The 18,624-nt window shown below is 69.9% G+C and carries 17 protein-coding genes; 4 read left to right on the top strand and 13 right to left on the bottom strand.

The features are described 5' to 3' along the window. Positions 1 to 15: 15 nt before the first annotated feature. Positions 16 to 1,470, top strand: a complete 1,455-nt coding sequence (locus J2S35_RS05800; protein ID WP_309850870.1) for a hypothetical protein — start codon at positions 16 to 18, stop codon at positions 1,468 to 1,470. Positions 1,471 to 1,801: 331 nt separating this feature from the next. Here the strand turns inward: J2S35_RS05800 and J2S35_RS05795 are convergent, their stop codons facing one another. Continuing rightward, positions 1,802 to 2,557, bottom strand: a complete 756-nt coding sequence (locus tag J2S35_RS05795; RefSeq protein WP_309850869.1) for a hypothetical protein — start codon at positions 2,555 to 2,557, stop codon at positions 1,802 to 1,804. Between the two features lie 216 nt (positions 2,558 to 2,773). Further along, positions 2,774 to 4,060 (bottom strand): histidine--tRNA ligase, encoded by a 1,287-nt coding sequence (locus tag J2S35_RS05790; protein WP_309850858.1) that lies wholly within the window; start codon positions 4,058 to 4,060, stop codon positions 2,774 to 2,776. Between the two features lie 189 nt (positions 4,061 to 4,249). On the opposite strand from J2S35_RS05790, the gene J2S35_RS05785 reads away from it, so the two are divergent. Then, a complete protein-coding gene (locus J2S35_RS05785) occupies positions 4,250 to 4,927 on the top strand; it encodes a snapalysin family zinc-dependent metalloprotease (protein WP_309850857.1) in 678 nt (225 codons plus the stop codon). Positions 4,928 to 4,956: 29 nt separating this feature from the next. Here the strand turns inward: J2S35_RS05785 and J2S35_RS05780 are convergent, their stop codons facing one another. The 5 genes from J2S35_RS05780 to J2S35_RS05760 form a co-directional block, all read right to left on the bottom strand. Next, positions 4,957 to 5,775 (bottom strand): Fpg/Nei family DNA glycosylase, encoded by an 819-nt coding sequence (locus J2S35_RS05780; protein WP_309850854.1) that lies wholly within the window; start codon positions 5,773 to 5,775, stop codon positions 4,957 to 4,959. Positions 5,776 to 5,780: 5 nt separating this feature from the next. After that, positions 5,781 to 6,275 carry a DUF456 domain-containing protein gene (locus J2S35_RS05775; RefSeq protein ID WP_309850853.1) on the bottom strand — a complete coding sequence of 165 codons (495 nt, stop codon included), beginning with the start codon at positions 6,273 to 6,275 and terminating at the stop codon, positions 5,781 to 5,783. A gap of 3 nt (positions 6,276 to 6,278) precedes the next feature. Next, the gene (locus tag J2S35_RS05770; protein ID WP_309850852.1) at positions 6,279 to 7,583 is read right to left on the bottom strand and encodes an AI-2E family transporter; all 1,305 of its coding nucleotides are present in this window, start codon (positions 7,581 to 7,583) and stop codon (positions 6,279 to 6,281) included. Between the two features lie 47 nt (positions 7,584 to 7,630). After that, positions 7,631 to 8,596: an SGNH/GDSL hydrolase family protein gene (locus tag J2S35_RS05765; protein WP_309850851.1), complete on the bottom strand. Its 966-nt coding sequence runs from the start codon at positions 8,594 to 8,596 to the stop codon at positions 7,631 to 7,633. Between the two features lie 62 nt (positions 8,597 to 8,658). Beyond that, positions 8,659 to 9,504 carry an HpcH/HpaI aldolase/citrate lyase family protein gene (locus J2S35_RS05760; RefSeq protein ID WP_309850849.1) on the bottom strand — a complete coding sequence of 282 codons (846 nt, stop codon included), beginning with the start codon at positions 9,502 to 9,504 and terminating at the stop codon, positions 8,659 to 8,661. 87 nt (positions 9,505 to 9,591) lie between these two features. Here J2S35_RS05760 and J2S35_RS05755 point away from each other — a divergent pair, with 87 nt between their 5' ends. Then, positions 9,592 to 10,356, top strand: a complete 765-nt coding sequence (locus J2S35_RS05755; RefSeq protein WP_309850848.1) for a VOC family protein — start codon at positions 9,592 to 9,594, stop codon at positions 10,354 to 10,356. A 614-nt stretch (positions 10,357 to 10,970) separates the two neighbouring features. Further along, positions 10,971 to 11,270, top strand: a complete 300-nt coding sequence (locus J2S35_RS05750; protein ID WP_309850846.1) for a YciI family protein — start codon at positions 10,971 to 10,973, stop codon at positions 11,268 to 11,270. 425 nt (positions 11,271 to 11,695) lie between these two features. Here the strand turns inward: J2S35_RS05750 and J2S35_RS05745 are convergent, their stop codons facing one another. From J2S35_RS05745 to gcvT, 6 genes are all read right to left on the bottom strand, one after another. Beyond that, entirely contained in the window at positions 11,696 to 12,991 is a 1,296-nt protein-coding gene (locus J2S35_RS05745; protein ID WP_309850844.1) for an MFS transporter, read from the bottom strand. A 155-nt stretch (positions 12,992 to 13,146) separates the two neighbouring features. Next, positions 13,147 to 13,950, bottom strand: coding sequence for a M57 family metalloprotease (locus J2S35_RS05740; RefSeq protein WP_309850838.1), 804 nt, complete (start codon positions 13,948 to 13,950; stop codon positions 13,147 to 13,149). 283 nt (positions 13,951 to 14,233) lie between these two features. Continuing rightward, positions 14,234 to 15,631, bottom strand: coding sequence for an L-serine ammonia-lyase (locus J2S35_RS05735; RefSeq protein WP_309850836.1), 1,398 nt, complete (start codon positions 15,629 to 15,631; stop codon positions 14,234 to 14,236). Between the two features lie 108 nt (positions 15,632 to 15,739). Further along, the gene (glyA, locus tag J2S35_RS05730) at positions 15,740 to 17,020 is read right to left on the bottom strand and encodes a serine hydroxymethyltransferase (RefSeq protein WP_309850832.1); all 1,281 of its coding nucleotides are present in this window, start codon (positions 17,018 to 17,020) and stop codon (positions 15,740 to 15,742) included. 3 nt (positions 17,021 to 17,023) lie between these two features. Next, complete coding sequence (gcvH, locus tag J2S35_RS05725; RefSeq protein WP_309850830.1) at positions 17,024 to 17,401, bottom strand: glycine cleavage system protein GcvH; 378 nt, start codon at positions 17,399 to 17,401, stop codon at positions 17,024 to 17,026. Between the two features lie 64 nt (positions 17,402 to 17,465). After that, entirely contained in the window at positions 17,466 to 18,575 is a 1,110-nt protein-coding gene (gene gcvT, locus J2S35_RS05720) for a glycine cleavage system aminomethyltransferase GcvT (RefSeq protein ID WP_309850827.1), read from the bottom strand. Positions 18,576 to 18,624: the final 49 nt, after the last annotated feature.

Here is an 18,624-nt window from a genome sequence, read left to right as displayed (position 1 = left end):
CAGCGGAGGATCCCCATGAACCCGAGTGACCAGAGCCCGGACAACCGACAGCCCCTCGACGAAGGACTCCCCCGGGAGGCATCGCCCGAGACGCGCCCAAGCGGCTCCAGCGCACTGAGGCACACGCGGCGCTACGGGGACTCCTCTGCGGTGAGCCAGCACCAGCCGGGGGACGACGACGCCCCCGCCGCCCCGACCCTCGGCGAGCGCCTAGCGCGTGACGCCGCAGCGGCTCGGGGCGGCGGGGCCCGTCCCGCCGGGGACGACCCAAACCCGCCGACCGGCTTCGTCGGCACCGCGCCGTCGCCCAACGCGCCGGCCACGCAGGCTTTCGAGCATGTCGGCTCGGCCGGCATCTCCCCCGCTGGCTCGGCCCACGCGGCCGGCCAGGACGAGGTGACCCGGGGTGCGGCCCCCGCATCCTCGGGTGCGGGCCCGGCCGCCTCGCCGTCCCGCAACTCGGTCGTCGAGAACGCTGACCGCCCCTCGGGCCTCGCGGGCGTCGGCGCCCAGGGGACCCGCCCGGAGCCGGACTTCCTCAACGGGTTCGACGACGACGAGGTCGGGGAGTACGTCCCCGGCCAGTGGGACGAGCCTGCGGAGGAGACGACGACGCGCGCTCACCGCCCCGTCCCCGCTCAGCCGGCAGGCACCCCGTCCGCGGTGCGGCCCGTGTCCTCTGACACGAGCGCCATGCCGGTCTCCTCGAGCGCCGGCCTGGCCGGCGCGGCGGCGGTCGCGGCCGACGAGGACCGCCTCACGGCGGAGCGCCGCAAGGACGAGGACACCCCCTTCCTCCGCCGCGCGGACACCAGCGCCGAGGACACCCTGGCCTCGAACCGCCGGAGCGCGAACGACTCCGAGTACCGGAACCGCCTCGCCGTGCTCGAGTACGAGAAGGCCGCGTTCGGCGGAATCCGGCTGGGCAGCGGCTTCTTCGGGTGGATCACGGCCATGGGCATGCTCGGGCTGCTCTCCCTCCTGACGGGAGCGATCTTCGGTGTGGCGTCCTACGTCAACAACACGACGAGCGCCCAGGCGACGCGCCAGATCCAGTCCTACACGACCGGCCAGGCCCTGACCGGCCAGAACGGCATCATCGCAGCCGTCGTCGCGGGCCTCATCCTGGCCATCGCCTTCGCGGCGGGCGGCTACGTGGCTGGCCGGATGGCCCGCTTCTCCGGTGTGGCCCAGGGCCTCGGCGTGTGGCTGTGGTTCGTGGCCGTGACGGCCGCTCTCACGGTTGCGGGCATCTTCGGGATCTCGGCCCTGCCGTCCGGCACCGTGAGCAAGTGGGTCCCGAGCATGGACACGCTCTCCAGCCCGGCCGCCCTCATCTCCATGGCCGCCGTGCTGGTCCTCTCGCTCCTCGCGGCCATGGCCGGCGGCGCAGCGGGCATGCGCTACCACCGCAAGATCGACCGCGCGGACTTCGCCTCCGAGCTGGGCGAGGACTGGCGGGACGCCTGATCGCACTGGCACGGACGCGATGACGCGGGGGTGAATGCCCTTCCGCGGGCGCGTGAACGCCACGAGCGGCGCGGACTCCTGACGGGGGTCCGCGCCGCTCCCGTTTGTGGGGTTCTGCGCCGCGCGCGTTGTGGGTTCTCTGGCTCGGTCCCACGCCAGCCACGGCGCCTGGTCAAACCACGACATGTTCAACCAAAGGGCGCCACCTTTGGGGCTTCCGAGCCGCGGAATCTCGCCTCAATCCATGCGTGGATGGGTCAATCATGACGTAGTTCGGCAGGCGGGCCGGGGAGGAATCGTGGGAGCACGTTTGCAGACGCGCAGCCCCGCCTTATCGTTCCTGGGCGCGCTTGTTGCCCCGCTCCCGGATCTCGCGAAGGGCCTGGAAGTCGGCCTCCCGCTTTTGGAGCAGGGGCGTGAGGTACTGGGCGAGCAGCTTCTCCATCCGAGGCTCGAACTTCACGGATTCCCGGCAGGTGGCGTCCTTGACCGCAAGCTCGCGATCGTTCTTCCTGCCCATCTCCATCTCAGATTGAAGGGCCTCCGGCGCGCCATACCGAGTCTCCCCGGATTTCTTCATGCACGCGGCCCAGTCGGCCCGGATCTCCTTCACCCCCTCGTCCTCCAACACCTGGTGGACGGTTGGGCCGAGTGCGCCGGGAGGGACAGACGTGGCCACAATCCCGTCACTCACTGACCCGTAGAAGGCGGACAGGCTCTCTGCCTCGCAGCCGCCGTTGGCTTTTTGCAGAGAGACCCCGAGCCACTCCCCGCTCGCCCAACCGCTCTCCATCGATCCATGGACCAGCTCCCCGACCTTGGGGTCTTCCCGGGGCGCGCCCGCTTCCCCCGCCCCCGCGGGCCATGCATAGCCGCGCGCACGGGCGTCACTGACAGACAGGGGCCGGGGTGCGAGAAGGCCGCGCACCGTCTGACGAGCGGCCAGCGGGGGCGGCGTCCAGCGGTGGCCCTTCTTCTCCACGCACGCGAGGATGTGACGGTTCCGCGCCTGCTCCACGGCCGGGTCCTCGGTCAGAAGGGGGTCAATCTTGCTGAGGCTCAGCGGGTCCGCGGCGGAGGGGTCCACCTTTCCCAGCTGAACGGGCGAGCGCGCCCCTTTCTCAGGCTCTGAGCTCGGCGCCGACTGTCAGGCGGTCAGCAACACGGCCACCGCAGCCGTGGCAGCTGCGAGGCGGGCGGTGGAAAGGAATGAGCGGCGCGGCACGGGACCCTCCTGCGGGAGAGGACAAGTGAGACGTGTTTAATATAACGCACGTCCACTCTCTTGATATGCGGCCCCGCCTCAGAGTGCCTTGAGCTCCTCCAGCCCCTGCCCCAGCCTGATGGAGTGCGTGTATCCCGCCTCGCCGAGGCGCGCGAAGAACGCGCCGGACGGCTTCCGCGGGAGCGTCACCGGGATGGCGACGGCGGCCTTGCGGGCCTCCACCCCGCCCGCAAGGGCCTTGTCCCGGAGCGCGCGGGTCACGTCACGCTTGGCTCGGGCCACCTCGAGCGGGTCCGCCCCCGCCGGGCAGAGGAGGGCCACGCGCGGGGACTCGTCCTCCGGCAGCTCCACGAGGTCCACGATGCGCTCGAACCCGATGGAGAACCCGCACGCGGGGACGTCCCGCCCGAGCCACTTGCCGACCACGCCGTCATAGCGGCCGCCGCCGGCCACGGACGAGCCGGAGCCAGCGTGCGAGACCTCGAAGATCGGCCCCGTGTAGTACCCCATGCCCCGAACGAGAGTCGGATCGAAGACCAAACGCGCCTGCGGGAAGGCCTCCGTGACGGCCTGGGCGACGACGCCGAGGTCGTACAGCGAGATCCCCGCCTGCTCCGCCTTGCCGCCTGCCATCTCGGCAAGCGGGGTCTCGGTGCCGATGGACTCCAGGGTCCCCGTCAGTGCGTCGACCACCCCGGGCTCGAGGCCCACGGCCTCGGCGAGCTCGGAGCGCACCCCGTCCATGCCGATCTTGTCCAGCTTGTCCACGGTGATGAGGGTGCGGGCCTGGAGCTCGGCGGGCACGCCCGCGCGGCCAAGCAGGTCCGTGAGGATCCGGCGGTCGTTGACGCGAACGCTGGCGCCGTCGAGCAGTCCCAGGCGACCGAGGGCATCCAGGGTTGCCGTGACGAGCTCCACCTCGGCGAGGATGCCGGGCTCGCCGATGATGTCGATGTCGCACTGGACAAACTGGCGGTAGCGCCCCTTCTGGGGGCGCTCGGCCCGCCACACGGGGCCAGTCTGGAAGGCGCGGAAGACCTCGGGCAGCTCCGCCCGGTTGGACGCATAGAAGCGCGTGAGGGGGACGGTGAGGTCGTAGCGGAGGGCGGAGTCGACGGCGTCCCGCGGGAGCACGGGCGCCTCCGGATCGAGGCCTCGCCGCTGGATTTCATAGAGCATGGACTCGTTGTCGCCGCCCTGTCCGGAGCGCATGCGCTCGATGGGCTCGACGGCGGGCGTCTCGATCTGAGCGAACCCGTGGTCCTCGTAAGCCCCCCGAATCAGGTCCAGGACGCGCTGGCGGCGGCGGAACGAAGCGGGTGGGATATCGCGCATTCCGCGCGCGGGGACGACCTTTGGGCTCATGGGTCCATTCTAGGCGTCGCGGCCTCGTTGCGGCGGGGTGCAGCGGCCCCGGCGCCGGCCGACCCGCCGTGGGGGCTATTCAAGAACGCTTCGGACGCCTAGCATGTGACCAGGGCCACCCGGGTGGCCTGACCTGGGAGGGCCCTCTCGCCCTCCCCGCCCTGCTTGACCCACACCCTGGAGGCACTCATGACTCACTCCCGTTGCACCCGCGCTCTCTCCGGCGCCGCTGCTCTCATCTCACTGGCAGCCCTCTCCGCCCCCGCCGCGTCCGCGACACCCGCGTCCGCCCCGTCCTCCTCCACGGGGTTCGCCTACTCCTCCAAGACGGGCGAGCTCGTGGACCCGTACGCGCAGATCGAGGTCAAGGGCACGTCCGCCAGCGCCGGCTTCGCGAGCGGCAACGGGCAGACGTCCTCCGTCCCGGCCCGCCGCGCAGTGGCCTCCCAGTACGCGGCCGGCCTTGTCCGCGCCGTCATCTACTACAACGACGCCAACGCGCCGAGCTACCGGACGCTCATCTCGCAGTCCGCCCAGATCTGGAACGGCTCCCTCACCCGCGTCACCCTCCAGCGGACCACGGGCCGCGGCGACATCACGTACTACGAGGGCAACTACGGCAGCGAGGGCTCAACGGCCCGCTGGAACTCCCCGGGCCACGGCACCATCCAGATCGACTACTCGCAGACCAACCAGTACCCCGCCCTCCGCGTCGTCGCCCACGAGACCGGGCACGTCCTCGGCAACCTGCCTGACCACTACTCGGGCCCGTGCTCCGAGCTCATGTCCGGCGGCGGCCCCGGCCCCAGCTGCACCAACGTCTACCCGAACTACTCCGAGCGCCAGCGGGCCGACTCGAACTACTGATCCGCCGCACCCGGCGAGATCACCAGCGCTCAGCGCTGACAGCGCGGGCACCAGAACACCCGCCGCGCCGCTGCGAGCCCCGGCAGGTCCTCACGCCTGACCGGGGTTCCGCAGCGGAAGCACGGCGCGCCCTCACGGCCGTAGACCCAGGTGGCCTCGGCCCAGTCCGCCGGGGTCGTCCGGCGGGAGCGGTCCGCGTTGATCCGCAGGACGTCCCGGCTCATGCGCGCAAGGTGGAGGGCCAGGGCGGGGTCGACGGCGTTCAGGGCCCGCCGCGGCTCAACCTCCGCGAGAAACAGGACCTCGGACCGGATGACGTTGCCCACCCCGGCAATCCGCCGCTGGTCCAAGAGGGCCGCGCCGATGCTCGTGTCCGAGGCGTCGCCCCGCGTCTCGACAAGGCGGCGGGCCGCCTCGGCCTCGTCAAACGGGACAGCCTCGTCCAGGGGGTCCGGACCCAGATGGGCGATCACGCGCGGAACGTCCCGCGTGTCCACGAGGCGCAGCTCCCCGAGGCTCGCGCCCACAAGCCGGTACTCCGCCTCCCCCAGCCTGAGCGTGAGGACAGCCCGAACCCGGTGCCCGCGCAGACCCGGGTTTCCCTCTGAGACGCGAAACGCCCGCCAGCGCCCCTCCATCCGGAGGTGGCTGACGAGCGTGACACTGCGCCCCGCGGCGGCGAACTCCATGAGGAGGTACTTGCCCGCGGACCGCACCGAGGTGAGCCGGGCGCCGTCGAGCACCACCGTGGCGAGAGACGGCCACCGGAAGTCCGTGCGGAGCACCTCGGCACCCGTGAGCCCCTGCAAGGAGGCCGCGAGCCGCGCGAGCGTGTCCCCTTCCGGCATGGCCGCTAGACGGAGCTCGAGAAGAGGAGCGCCCCCACGAAGATCGTGGCCGCGATCGCTGCCAGGCCGAACTCGACGAGGATCCCGACTCCCGTGGCCTTGAGCGCCGCCACGGACGAGCGCGTGGCCAGGCCGATGTCCCGCTGCCGGGCGAGCTCCATGCCGAACAGTCCGGCCGCGAACCCGAGGGGCAGGCCCACGATCGGGACGATGAACATGAGGATGACGCCGGCAACAACGCCGACGACGACGCTGCGGTTCGGGATGCGATGCCGCCGCATCGTCCGCCCCGTCATGAGGATCTGCATGGACGCCCCGGCCGCGAGCAGAATCCCGCAGACGGCGAAGACGCCCCAGCCGACCGGGTTGGACTCGCCGATGGCCCAGACGAGCAGGCCCGCGAGGGCGATGAAGGACCCCGGGAGGACGGGGAGGATCGTGAAGATCACTCCCGCGGTGACGGCGATGAGGCCGATGAGCGTGAAGACGTTGAAATCCATGGGCTAGGCGTTCTTCAGCTCGCGCTGACGACGCTTGTGCTCTTTGCGTGCGGCCTTCTCGGCCTCTTTCTGCCGCTTCTTCTCTCTCTTGACCTCGTCCTCAGGCATCACTGGGGCGCCCCTGCCTCGGAAGACCTTGATCCAGTGCCAGCCCACGGCGGCCATCGGGACGGCGAGCACGGCGCCGGCGATCCCGCCCACCGTGGAGCCGGCGGCGAGGGTCAGGAGGATGACGAGGCCGTGGAGGCTCAGCGCATCGCCCATGAGGCGCGGCTGCAGGATGTTGCCCTCGATCTGCTGGACGAGGACGACGATGATCGTCACGATGATCGCCGTGGTGAGGCCCTTGGTCACGAGCGCGACGAGCGCCGCGAGGATGCCGCCGATGACCGCTCCGACGACCGGGATGAACGCGCCGAGGAACGTGAGGATGGCCAGCGGGATGGCCAGCGGCACACCGAGGACCACGAGGCCGGTGCCGATGAACACGGCGTCGATCGAGGCGACGGCCGCGGTGCCGCGGATGTACTGGCCCAGCACCTTGACGGTGCCCTTGCCCGCCTCGAGGAACTTGTCCTCGTAGCGGGACGGCACGAAGTCGACGAAGAAGCGCCAGATGCGGGGTCCATCGAGGAGGAAGAAGAAGAGGCAAACCGCCATGAGGACGAAGCCCGTGGCGAAGTTTCCGACGGCGGACAGGCCCGTGAGCGCCTGCTGTGACACCTGCGAGGTGGAGGACGAGAGCGTCTCCAGTGCCTTGTCCTGCCACTGCTGAATCTGCTCGTTCGAGATGCTGAACGGCAGCTCATTCACCCAGTTCTGCACGGTGGAGACGCCGCTGACGGCCTGCTGGGCCAGCTGGCCGGACTGGCGCACCACGGACTCGACGACGAGGTAGATGACGCCGGACAGAACGAGGATGGACCCCACGAACGTGGTCACGGCAGCGAAGACGTTGTTCATCCCCTCCTTCTTGAGCCAGCGCACCACCGGGCGGAGGGCGCAGCCGAGGATCGTGGCCACCACGAGGGCGATGAAGATGACACTCACGCTCATGAGGCCCTGGATCACGAACCATGCGACGACGCCGATGAGGAGAATCTGGGCCGCGCGGGAGCCGAAGCGGCCGAGGCCGTCACTCCAGACGTTCTCGAGCGAGGGCGGTGCGTCCTCCGAGTGGGAGACGCCAGCCCCGGCTGGGCGCGCCTCTACCGCGTGGGACCGCTGCTCGGCAGGCTGGTGCTGCTCCACCTGCTGTGCCTGCGGCCTGGCCGGGCGGGGATGCTTGAGGGATGAGAGGAAACCCATGAAGAGCCGTTCCGTGGTGGTGAGGTGCTATCGCGTGCAACTTCCCATCATACGTGCTGGCCGCCCCGCTCGCGGAGGCCCGTTGCCCACGGGGCGAGGTCCGGCGGCAGGAACGTCCCCGGCGCCACATGCACCCGCGCGCGGCGCTTCGCGTTCCACTTCATGCCCTGCGCGGGTCGGATGGGGTACGGCCACTTGGGCTCGAGCTCGTCCCCCAGTGTGATGCCGCGGGCCCGGCGCACAAGCATGGGGCCCACCCATCGGCGCAGCCACGCCTCCTCCTCGGCCAGGGCCCGGCCGAGGCGCGCCGCCCGGCGGAGGATCTCCCGGCTCGCCTCGGCTGTGTTGCGCGGGATGTCGGACGCCTCATCCAGGCCCTCACTGGACGGCCGGTCCCACAGCTCGTCGCCCGGGCCGCCAGGGCGGATCGTGTGCCGCACGTCGAGGGTCTCGAGGACGCGGCGGGCCAACTGGCGGTGCCCCGTCGTGCTCATGTGCAGGCGGTCCTCCGCCCAGCAGGCCGGCTCGGCGAACTCCTCGAACGCCCAGTAGTCCACGAGGATGGCCCCGCGCCGCTCGGCAATCTCCCGCACGGCGTCGTTGAACTCCCAGTTCCGGCGGCGCATCGGCGCCACGAGGGGGGACAGGCTCACGTCGAACCCCGTGAAGAGGAGGACCTCGGATCCGGCGGCCTTGATGCGGGCCACGGCGTCGTCGTACTCCTCCATGAGCGCTGGGACGTCAGCGCTCCACTCAAGGAGGTCATTGCCGCCCGCGTAGAGGCTCGTCAGGGTGGGGCGGAGGGCGAGGCCCTGCTCAAGCTGCTCGTCGAGGATGCCGCGCAGGCGCTTGGAACGCACGGCGAGGTTCGCGTACGTCCACGCGGGGTCCTGCTTGGCGAGCTGGCGGGCCACCCGGTCCGCCCACCCCCGGCAGCCGTTGGGGAAGCGGGGGTTGGGGTCTCCGACGCCCTCCGTGAAGGAGTCGCCGATCGCCAGGAATCGCGGAGTCATGCGGACACCGTGCCATCCGGCGGTGGCCCGCAGTCAACGAGAGGGTGAACTCCCCGGCGGGATTACGCGTTCCAGAGGCCGTAGGAGTCCGCGAGGTCCGCGATCTTCTGCGCGCGGGCCAGGCGGGGCAGGTAGGAGCCGTCGCCGACCTTGGCGCCCTTGGCGTGGGCGTCGAGCATCTCGTGCGCCCACTCGATCTCGTCCTCCTGCGGGGACAGCCCACGGTTGACGTCGACCGCCTGATCAGGCGTGAGCATGAGCTTGCCGGTCATGCCCATCTTCTGCGTGACGGCGCAGGCCTCCAGGAGCGCGGCGCCGGAGAGGCCGCCGGCCGGGCCGTCGATGGGGCCGGGCAGCTGGCCCACGCGGGACGCGATGACGAGGCGGGAGCGTGCGTAGGCGAGGGCCATGGGGTCCTCGGAGACGCCCGTGTCCTTTCGGAAGTCGTTGGTGCCGAACGCGAGGCGGAACGTGCCGGGCGCGGACGCGATGGCGGTGGCGTTCTCGAGGCCGACGGCGGATTCGACGAGCGCCAGGACCGGCGTGCCGGCCCGCAGTCGCATGGCCGTGTACGTGACCTGCTCGGGCTTCTCGGTGGACGCGAGCATGACGCCGCGCAGGCCCGGGGCCTTGGACAGGGCCGCGAGGTCCTCCGCCCAGTGCTCGGTCTCCTGCCCGTTGACGCGCACCCAGGCGGTCATGCCCGTGGAGAGGGCCTCGACGACGCGCTCGCGCGCCTCCGCCTTGCCGTCCTCCGGCACGGCGGCCTCCATGTCGAAGATGACGGAATCCGCCTCCGAGGCCAGGGCCGGGGCGAAGTTCTTCTCATCCACGGCCGAGGCGAGAAGCCAGGACCGGGAGAGCTTGGCGGGGAGGGCTGCGGCACGGGCGTTACGGAGAACGGGCATGCATCAAAGTTTATGCCAGGCCCCCGGGGAACGCCTCGGCGAAACGGCTACGATGGCGGCAGGCCCCCACCGGAAGGATCCCCCGCCATGACCGACTTCACACCCGGCTCCCCCGCATGGGCCGACCTCACGACCTCCGACCTCGACGGCGCCCAGCGCTTCTACGGCGCGCTCTTCGGCTGGACCTTCGAGCCCACCCAGGATGACTTCGGCGGGTACGTCAACGTCCTCAGCGGCTCGGACCGCGTGGCGGGCCTTATGGCCAAGGACGCGTCCATGCAGGAGTACCCGGACTTCTGGAGCCTCTATCTCGCGAGCGACGACGCGGCCGCCACAGTCTCCGCCGCGGAGGCGGCTGGGGGCGCCGTCCACATGCCGGCCACCGAGGTCGGGGACCTCGGCCGCATGGCCATGATCACGGATGCCGACGGCGCAAGCCTCGGCGTGTGGGAGGCCGGCGCCCACACCGGGTTCGGCCGCCTCGCGTCCCCGGGTGCGCCGTGCTGGTTCGAGCTCTCCACCCGAGGCTTCGCGGGGGTGGGCGACTTCTACGGGAAGACGTTCGGCCTGACTCTGCACCCCATGGCGGACACGGACGAGTTCCGGTACTCGACGTTCGGCGAGCCCGGCAGCCCCACCGCGGGCGTCATGGACGCCGCCGCGTTCCTGCCGGAGGGCGTCCCGTCCCACTGGCAGATCTACTGGGGCGTCGAGGACACAGATGCCGCCGTGGAGCTGGCCGAGAAGAACGGCGGCACGCTCCTGCTGCCCGCGGAGGACTCCCCGTATGGCCGCGTGGCCGCCCTCATGGACCCGTTCGGCGCGGCCTTCAAGGTGGTCCAGGCGGTCTGAAGATCGCGGGCGGTCTGCCCCGGGACTGGAGCGGGCCCAGACAGGCCCGGAAGCCACTTCTTCCTGCGCGCGTGATATAAACATCCCATCGTGGCGCCCGTCACGAGGAGATGTCTTCTGCGTGCGAGGTCATCATGCACTCACCCTCCAAGGCCCCGTCGACTGCCGAGCCCGGGATGCTGTCCAGGCTCCTTGTGACCATTGCGTTCGTGGCGGTGCCCCAAGCCCTCCTGTGCCTGGGGCTCGCATGGGTCATGGTCAACGTCTGGGACGGCCCGCCCGCCCCCCTTGGAGCAGCACCCGGTGCGGACTGCCCTCCTCGCCTCGTCCACCCTCCTCCTGGCTGAGTGGCTCGAACGGAACGTGCGTGTGGCCGCGGCCGGGCTTCACGCCCCGCTGGGGGTGGCCACCGCCCTGGCCCGCGCCGCCGAGTTCCTGCTGATGATCCTGGCCGCCCGCATGCTCGTGGGGGGACCTCCCGAGGGCTGTCGCCCTCGCGGCGGTCTTGGCGGTGGTGACGGTGGCCTTCTCGGCGGGCCTGGACCGCCTCGAACGCCGCTGGCCGAGCGAGGGCAGCCCCGCAGCGGACACCCCATCATCGGCATAATGAGGCCATGACCAATCTCTGTGTCGTCGAACTGACCTACGTCCAGGGCCCCGAAGCGGCTGACCGTCACATGGAGGCTCACCGCGAGTTCCTCCGGGGAGGATACGAGGACGGGCTCTTCGTCGCCTCAGGACGAAAAGTGCCTCGCACGGGAGGGGTCATCCTCGCGCGGGGTTCCCGCGAGGTAATCCTCGAGCGTCTTGCGCTAGACCCCTTCTCGGTGCACGGAGTCGCAGAGTACGCGGTCACGGAATTCGTCCCGACGATGACGTCTGACGAGCTGAGAGGACTCCGCGCAGAGGGCTAACCAGCCGCCTGCTGCTTGTGCAACAAGGAGAGTCGAAGCTCCATCTCAGTGCTGACCCCCTCATGCAACAGCCCTTGCAAAGGGAGTAGACTGGGCTACGCGGACCCGCCCCACACTCGTGGAATGGCGGGTCCTGCTGTCTGTTCCTTCAAATCGGCCGCGGTCCCTGGGTTAGCGGCCAAAAGTGTGTTTTTCTCGGGTGCGTCACGGCTGTCCTGAAGCACCCCGGGGTTTCGGTCCGGGGCCCGGACTTCCCGAACGCTGCGCCCGGCCGCCAAGGACCAGCCACCTCGACCACCGCAGGGTGTCCGGCGTGAGGCCGGAGAGCTCTGCCATGGCGGCGATGCTGATGGGGTTTCTCATGTCCCCGATGCTAGGAGTTGGAGTGCACTCCAACGCAAGGGACCGCCCTTTCAGCCCGGGTCTCACACGTGAGGCGGCTCGTCCCCCATTGACCGGTCCACGTCCGATTCCAGGACCGAGACCTCCACGTACCGCGGCGGCTCCGGCTCAAACCGGGTCCACGCCGCAAGCAGCAGCGCCGCCACGCACATGCCCGCGATGAACGGCGGCACCGCGGCCGCGCTCCCCCACGCGTCAATCGCCGCACCCAGCGCAATGATCGGCACCGCGGAGCCCATGTACGTGATGACGTACATGAGGCTGATCGTCGTGGCATGCCGGCTCCGCGGCACGGACGCGGACATGTACGTGAAGAGCGTCCGGAACGCCACACCCTGCCCCAGCCCCAGCAGAACGGATCCCGTGAGGAGGAGCGCGGCGCTCTGCCTCCCCCACAGGAGCACGACGGCGAGGCCTGCGGCCACGAGAAGCAGCCCGCCCGCTCCGCGGTGCTTGGGCCGCAGCGTGACGAGCTGCGCGACGGCGGACGAGCCGAGGACCGTCGCGGCGAGGACGCCCGTCATGATGCGGGAGGACCCGAGCACGCCCGCGAAGTAGCCGGGGGCCAGCGAGAGGTAGAACCCGAACATGCAGAAGCTGAGGAAGCCCGTGAAGCTCGTCAGGTAGAAGATGCGCCGGGCCTCGCCGGGCGGGGTGGGCCTCAGCGGCATGAGGACGCGGGCCCGGGGCCCCTCGCCGGGCCGCTGCGGCGCGGGGCGGGCATTGAGGAGGAGCAGGGGGACGAGGACGAGCCCGAGCGAGACGAGGTGCAGCCCGAACGGCAAGAGGACCGGGTCTCCGAGCGTGGACAACCACCCGCCCAGGAGTGGGCCCGAGGCCACTCCCCCGGCAGAGCTGAGGAGAGTGATGCGGGTTGCGGCGTCGGGCGAGTCAGAAAGAAGATCACGGACCGCCGCCGCCGACGCACCCGTGGCGAGCGCGACACCGATCCCCTGGAAGAGACGGCCGCCGACAAGCCCCTCCAGGCCCGTCGCCGTCCCGAAGATCACCGCGCCCACGATGCCCGCTGCAACGGCCGCGACGAGGACGGCGCGGCGCCCCATGTACTCGGACCAATGGCTCGCGCAGAGGAGACCCACGATGAGGCTGATGACGTATGTGGCGAACGTGACCGTCGTGGCCGTTGAGCTCAGGCCCATCTGCTCCCGGAGGTACGGGTAGAGGGGCGTGGCGAGGTTGGCACCGATGAGCAAGAGGTAGATCGTGAACCCGGACAGGGCCACCCGGAGGCCCAGCGGCGCGTCCCATCCGCGACGGCGAGCTGGCTCCCGGAGGGTCAGTTCGTGGAAGAAGGTCACGGATCTCCTCGGCGAGTCTCGGCATGCGGACAGGTGTCGACAAGGCTCAGCGTATCGGCATCACCCGCGCGAGGGGAATGGTTACGACACAGGAAACCCCCAGCGGCGGGAGGCCACTGGGGGTTGGCTGTGTCAGTCAGACAGGGAGGCGCGGCTCAGTAGCCGTAGGCCTTCTGGACGCCCGTGCGGTCCACGGAGGTGAAGCTCAAGGACTGCGAGGAGCCGTTGCACTGCGGGTAGTGCATGATCGAGGCCGAGTCGTACGGCGTCAGAGGGGCCCAGTTGTTGTCCTCGAAGCACGTGCCGGCCTCGGGCCGCGTGTGCTCGTGGCGGAAGCCGAGGACGTGGCCCAGCTCGTGGCCGATGATGTTCGCGGGCGACCAGCCGGAGGTCGTCAGCGTCTGCGAGACGAGGACGTTGCGGCCGGACTTCGGCGTGTTCGGGAAGAAGGCGCGGGCGATGTACTGGGTCGTCGTCACCGGCTCGACCGAGAAGACCACGTTGTTGTTGCGCGTGGTGCAGTTGCGGTCCTCGGTCGACTTGTAGACGAACCGAATGCCGGAGCTCGCGTTCTGCCAGAGGGCGGCGCCGCCCTGCATCGCGTTGATCACCGTGCTCTTTCGGGTGCCGAACTTGTCGGAGACGCAGTAGGTGAGGTTTCGCGCCTGTGTGGCGGTCCAGAGCGTCTTGGTCCCATAGGCGTCCGTGTTGGCGATGAGGTCGCCGGTGCCGGGCGTGCCGCTCGGGAGGGTCGCGTAGAACGCCTTGAGCTCGGAGGTGGAGGAGACTGGGATATCGCCGTTGACGATGTACTGACCGTCGAAGTCCTTGTACGTACTTGCCTTGAACTCGTTCCACGAGGGCTTGCCCTCGTCGATCGTGGGCGCGGCGGTGGCCGCAGAGCTGATGGCCATGAGAGTGGCGCCGATGAGAGCTCCGGCGAGGGCCTGCTTCTTCATGCTGGATTCCTAACATCTTGTGCGTGAAAGGCCGCACGGTGAGTGAATCTGAGCTGACATTCCAGACGGTCTCGCATGCCCGGAACGTGAGCTGTGTTACACACTTAAACACATTTCGGCCCCCTTGGGAAGCTCTTCTTGCAGGCCAGTCACAGCCTCATCACAGGAAGCCGGCCGAGCGGCGGCACGGAGGCAGGCCCCACACGCAGAAAAGCGCGGGCAGGCCGAAGCCTGCCCGCGCTGAGGGCCGCCGCCATCCCGCGACGCCGAAGTCAGAGCCCGGTCAGCACTCCACGACGTTGACGGCCAGGCCGCCCATGGCGGTCTCCTTGTACTTGTCGCTCATGTCCCGGCCCGTCTCACGCATGGTCACGATGACCTCGTCGAGGGAGACACGGTGCTCGCCGTCGCCCCACAGGGCCATCTTCGCCGCGTTGATCGCCTTGGCCGCCGCGATGGCGTTGCGCTCAATGCACGGCACCTGCACCAGGCCGCCGATCGGGTCGCACGTGAGCCCAAGGTTGTGCTCCATGGCGATCTCCGCCGCGTTCTCGATCTGCTCGGGCGTGCCGCCCATGACCTCGGCGAGGCCCGCCGCGGCCATCGACGAGGCCGAGCCGACCTCGCCCTGACAGCCGACCTCGGCGCCGGAGATCGAGGCCTGCTCCTTGTAGAGCACGCCCACGGCGCCCGAGGCAAGGAGGAACCTGACCGTGGCCTCGTCCTTCACCTCCTGGCTCTTGCCGCGGCACGCCTTCGTGTAATTGACGGCGTAGTGGAGGACGGCGGGGATGATGCCCGCGGCCCCGTTCGTGGGGGCGGTGACGATGCGCCCGCCGGAGGCGTTCTCCTCGTTGACCGCGAGCGCCACGAAGTTCACCCACTCCTGCCAGAACTCGGGCCCGCGGTCCGGGTCCTCCTCTTCGAGACGCTGGAACCAGCCCGGCGCGCGCCGCCGCACCTTGAGCCCCCCGGGCAGGACGCCGGTCCGCTTGACGGAGGTCTCCACGGCGTCGTTCATGACGTCCCGGATCTTCAAAAGGCCCGCGCGCACCTGCGCCTCGGGGCGCACCACGAGCTCGTTGGCGAGCATGACGTCCGCGAAGGACTTGCCCTCGCGGTGGCAGATCTCAAGGAGCTCGGCGGCCGTGCGGAAGGGGAACGGCTGCTCCTGCTTGGTCTCCTCGAGCTCCTCCTTCTCGGCCGCGACCTCGCCCTCCTTGACGATGAAGCCGCCGCCCACGGAGAAGTACGTCGCCTCGTGCAGGGTCTCCCCCGCGGCGTTCTTGACGGCCATCTTCATGCCGTTCGTGTGGAAGGGGAGGACGGTGAGGGGGCGCAGCGTGATGTCGTCCACACCGAACGGCAGCTCAACACGGCCCGCGAGCGTGATGGTGCCCGTTCGCTCCATCGCCGCGAGGCGCTCCTCAACCTGGTCCGGGAGGATGAGCTCCGGCTCGAAGCCCTCGAGGCCCAGCAGCGTTGCGGTGAGCGTGCCGTGGCCGTGGCCTGTGGCGGCAAGGGACCCGTACAGGTCCACGCTCAGGCTGGCCACATCCTCGATGACCTGCGCTTTGACGATCTCCTGCGCGAACTGCGCGGCAGCCCTCATGGGCCCCACGGTGTGCGAAGACGAGGGGCCAATGCCAATAGAGAAGAGATCAAAGACTCCAACGGCCACGGTGGTGCTCTCCTTGGGATAGAGAAATGCGGGGGTTCCCGCCGCGGCCCCGCCGTCGTCTCCCTGATGGTCAGGAGAGGACGACGACGGGGCCGCCGGGGGTGAGGACTACGCGAGGGGCGCGAGGTCCTGGTAGAGCGGGTGCTTCGCCGCGAGGGCGGAGACCCGGCCCGCGAGGGCGTCGATGTCCGCGCCCTCGCCGCCGACGAGGAGCTGCGCGATGACGTCCGCGACCTCCTCGAAGTCCTCCGCCTGGAACCCGCGGGTGGCCAGCGCCGGCGTGCCGATCCGGAGGCCCGAGGTCACCATGGGCGGCCGCGGGTCGTTCGGCACCGAGTTGCGGTTCACGGTGATGTGGATCCGCTTGAGGAGGTCCTCGGCCTGCTTGCCGTCCAGCTCGGCGTCCACGAGGTCGACAAGGACCAGGTGCACATCCGTGCCGCCCGAGACGAGCTTGACGCCCGCACCCTTGACGTCGTCCTGCATGAGACGCTCGGCGAGGATGCGCGCGCCCTCGAGGGTGCGCTTCTGGCGGTCCTTGAACTCGTCGGTCGCGGCGATCTTGAAGGCCACGGCCTTCGCTGCGATGACGTGCTCAAGCGGGCCGCCCTGCTGGCCCGGGAAGACCGCGGAGTTGATCTTCTTGGCGATGTCAGCCTCGTTGGAGAGGATGACGCCGCCTCGAGGACCGCCCAGGGTCTTGTGGGTCGTGGACGTCGTGACGTGGGCGTGCGGGACGGGGCTGGGGTGCAGCCCGGCCGCGACGAGGCCCGCGAAGTGAGCCATGTCCACCCAGAGGTAGGCGCCGACCTCGTCCGCGATGCGGCGGAACTCGGCGAAGTCCAGCTGGCGCACGTACGCGGACCAGCCGGCCACGATCATCTTGGGCTTGTGCTCCTTGGCGAGGCGCTCGACCTCGGCCATGTCCACGCGGCCCTCGGCGTCCAGCTCGTACGGGACGATGTCGTAGTACTTGCCGGAGAAGTTGAGCTTCATGCCGTGCGTGAGGTGGCCGCCGTGCGCGAGGGACAGGCCCATGACGGTGTCACCGGGCATGACGAGCGCGTGGAAGACCGCCGCGTTCGCCTGGGCGCCCGAGTGGGGCTGGACGTTGGCGAAGCCGGCCCCGAAGAGGGCCTTGAGGCGGTCGATGGCGAGCTGCTCGATGACATCCACGTAGTCGCAGCCACCGTAGTAGCGGCGCCCCGGGTAGCCCTCGGCGTACTTGTTCGTCAGGACAGAGCCCTGTGCCTGCATCGCTGCAACGGCGGCGAAGTTCTCCGAGGCGATCATCTCGAGCCCGTCCTGCTGACGGCGGAGCTCGTTGTCAATCTGCTCGGCGACCTCCGGATCGACGTCGCGCAGGGCGGCGTTGAGGAAGTCCGTCATGGCTTAGAGCTCGCCGCCGTTCTTGGACGCGTACTCCTCGGCGGTCATGAGCTCGCCCTCGGCGTCCACCTTGACCGTGAAGAGCCAGCCCGCGCCGTACGGGTCCTCGTTGAGGATCGCCGGGTTGTCGATGGCCTCCTGGTTGACCTCGACGACCTCGCCCGTCACAGGCGAGTAGAGGTCGGAGACGGACTTCGTGGACTCGACCTCGCCGCAGGTCTGGCCTGCGGTGACGACGGAGCCCGCCTCGGGGAGGTCAACGTAGACAACGTCGCCGAGGGCGTCGGCTGCCACCTGGGAGATGCCGACCTTGGCCGGGGAGGAGTCGTCGATCCACTCGTGCTCGGCCGAGTAGCGCAATCCGGTCTGAACCTTGCTCATGGGTGAACCTTTCGGTTGTGCCTCGTCCGCGTCACGTGCGCGGCAGGCGGGGTTGATGGCGTTTTTACTTCTCGCGGCGGTAGAACGGGAGTTCCACGACCGTGAACGACTCAGGCTTTCCGCGGAGATCCACGGAGAGCTCGGTCCCGACCTCGGCGAGCTCGTTCGGGACGTAGGCCATAGCTACAGGGTAGCCAAGGGTGGGGCTCGGGGCCCCCGAGGTGACGACGCCGACCTCGTTGCCGTCCGCGTCGAGGACCGCGTACCCGGAGCGGGCGGCCCGGCGGCCAGCGCCCTTGAGGCCCACGAGGGACTTCGTCTTGCCCTGCTCCTTGCGGGCCGCGAGGGCGTCGCGTCCCACGAAGCGCTCCTTCGTCTTGAGGGCGACGACGGGGCCCAGTCCGGCCTCGAACGGCGTCACGTCGAGGCTGAGCTCGTTGCCGTAGAGCGGCATGCCGGCCTCGAGGCGCAGCGAGTCGCGGCTCGCGAGGCCGCACGGTGTCAGGCCGAGGGGCTCTCCCGCCGCGAGGACGGCGCGCCACAGCTCCGCGGCCTTCTCGTTGGGGACGTAGAGCTCGAACCCGTCCTCGCCCGTGTACCCGGTGCGGGCCACGAGGACCTCGATCCCGGAGAGCACACCGGGCTGGGCCGCGTAGTACCCGAGGGCCTCGAGCATGGCGGCCGTGTCGTCGTCGGCCACTGAGCGGAGGATCTCCTCCGCCCGCGGACCCTGGACGGCGATGAGGCTCGTGTCAGCCGACTGGTTCTCAAGCTGGACGTCGAAGCCCTCGGCGCGGGCCTGGAACTCGCCCCAGACGGTGTCCGCGTTGCCCGCGTTGGGAACGACGAGGTACTCGTCCTCCCCGAGGCGGTACGTGATGAGGTCGTCGATGATGCCGCCGTCCTCGTTGCAGATGAGCGAGTACTTCGCCTTGCCCACGGCGACGGCCGAGATGCGGCCGGCGAGGGCGTAGTCGAGGAACGCCGCGGCGTCCGCTCCCTTGACCGAGATCTCGCCCATGTGCGAGATGTCGAAGATGCCTGCAGCCGAGCGGACGGCCTTGTGCTCGGTGAGCTCGGAGGCGTACTTGAGCGGCATGTCCCAGCCGCCGAAGTCGGTGAAGCTCGCTCCGAGTGCCTCGTGCTCGGCGCGGAGCGCAGTGTGCTTGGTCATTGGTGTTCTCCGTTGTATCCGTGGGGCGCGCCGCCCGGGCGGCGCAGGG

This window comes from Falsarthrobacter nasiphocae, from assembly GCF_031456275.1.
In the GTDB taxonomy this organism is placed as follows: Bacteria; Actinomycetota; Actinomycetes; order Actinomycetales; family Micrococcaceae; genus Falsarthrobacter; species Falsarthrobacter nasiphocae.
Note: the sequence above shows the minus strand (reverse complement) of the source record. Positions and strands in the feature narration are given on the sequence as shown.